The sequence below is a fragment of the Nocardiopsis sp. CNR-923 genome (genome assembly GCF_001942255.1).
In the GTDB taxonomy this organism is placed as follows: Bacteria; Actinomycetota; Actinomycetes; order Streptosporangiales; family Streptosporangiaceae; genus Nocardiopsis.
Genome location: NZ_MKKC01000046.1, coordinates 1 through 1,438, shown reverse-complemented (window position 1 = coordinate 1,438; position 1,438 = coordinate 1). Strand labels below are relative to the sequence as shown.

The window sequence follows — 1,438 nt, the reverse complement described above, 5'->3', positions numbered from 1 at the left end:
CCTGGTAAAGGGCCATCTGATGGAGTCCGCCAGGCACCGTCCCGCTGATCCGTTCGTTCTCCGGACACAGCAACGGCCACCGCCCGATCATCGATGGTTGTGAAGACAACGAAAAAGCAAGCGGTGGCCGCGGCCACCAGCGTAGCGGCCACGCGCTGGCCACGCCTGCTGAACGAGCTCATCGACACCGCCGTCGGCCCGTACCTGCCCCGACCCGAGACCCGAGCGACCGCCTGCGACCTGATCCGCGCCCTGCTCGCCCCGCTCCCCCGCAAGAACTGCTGGACCCTGGCCGAGCACGCCGGCCACGACTCCCCCTACCGAATGCAGCACCTCCTGGCCCGCGCCCGCATGGACGAAACCGCCCTGGCCACCTCCCTACGCGGCTATATCACCGCCCACCTGGGAGACGACGACGTGGTCCTGGTCGTGGACGAGACCGGCGACCTCAAGAAGGGCACCCACACGGTCGGGGTGGCCCGCCAGTACTCGGGCACCGCCGGAAGGATCGAGAACTGCCAGGTCGCGGTCTACCTCGCCTACACCACACCCCACGCCCACGCCCTGGTCGACCACCGCCTCTACCTGCCCACCTCCTGGACCGGTGATGCCGCCCGTCTCGCCGCGGCCAGGGTACCCGACGGTGTCGGCTTCGCGACCAAGCCCGAATTCGCCCGCCAGATGATCGCCTCCACCCTGGACCTGGTCCCGGCGCCTGGGTGGCCGCCGACGAGGTCTACGGCCGCAATCCCGCTCTGCGCGCCTTCCTGGAGGAACACCGCACCGGGTACGTGATGGCGGTCTCGGCCACCGACCGCCTGCCCGCCCCGCGCGGCCCGCTCACCCTCAAGGAGCTGGCGGTGCTGCTCCCCGGTACCGCCTGGCAGAAGCGCTCCGCCGGAGACGGCGCCAAGGGCGAGCGGTTCTACGACTGGGCGCTCGTCGACGACCGTGCCGATGATGCCGGGGTCCGGTGGGTGCTGATACGCCGCAACCGCACCACCGGCGAGCTGGCGTTCTACCGCTGCTACGCCCCCGAGCCGGTGACGCTGGGGCGCCTGGTGGCGGTGGCCGGGCGCGCTGGCGGGTGGAGGAATCCTTCCAGCAGGGCAAAGGCCTGGCCGGGCTGGACGAGCACCAGGTGCGAACGTGGACTTCCTGGCATCGGTGGAGCCTCCTGGCCATGATCGCCTACGCGTTCGTGGCCCTGTGCCGCCTGCGGGAGGCCCGCCGCCACCCGGCTCCGGAAGGGCTGGTGGCATTGACCTGCAACGAGATCGCCCACCTGTTCCACGCATTGTTCGGATCCGAGCCCGTTCAGGAGCACGTGCTGGCTTGGTCGGTGTTCAGACGCTTCCACCAAGCGCAGGCCCGGGACTGCCACTACCGCAGACAAGCAGCCCGCGAATCATGACAAACCGGATCTACAACTGGAGTA

General features: G+C 69.6%; 1 pseudogene. It reads left to right on the top strand.

Features of this window, described 5'->3' with window-relative positions:
- The first annotated feature begins 123 nt into the window (after nt 1-123).
- Nucleotides 124-1,414 (top strand): annotated as a pseudogene (locus BJF83_RS03165) (IS701 family transposase).
- Nucleotides 1,415-1,438 lie beyond the last annotated feature (24 nt).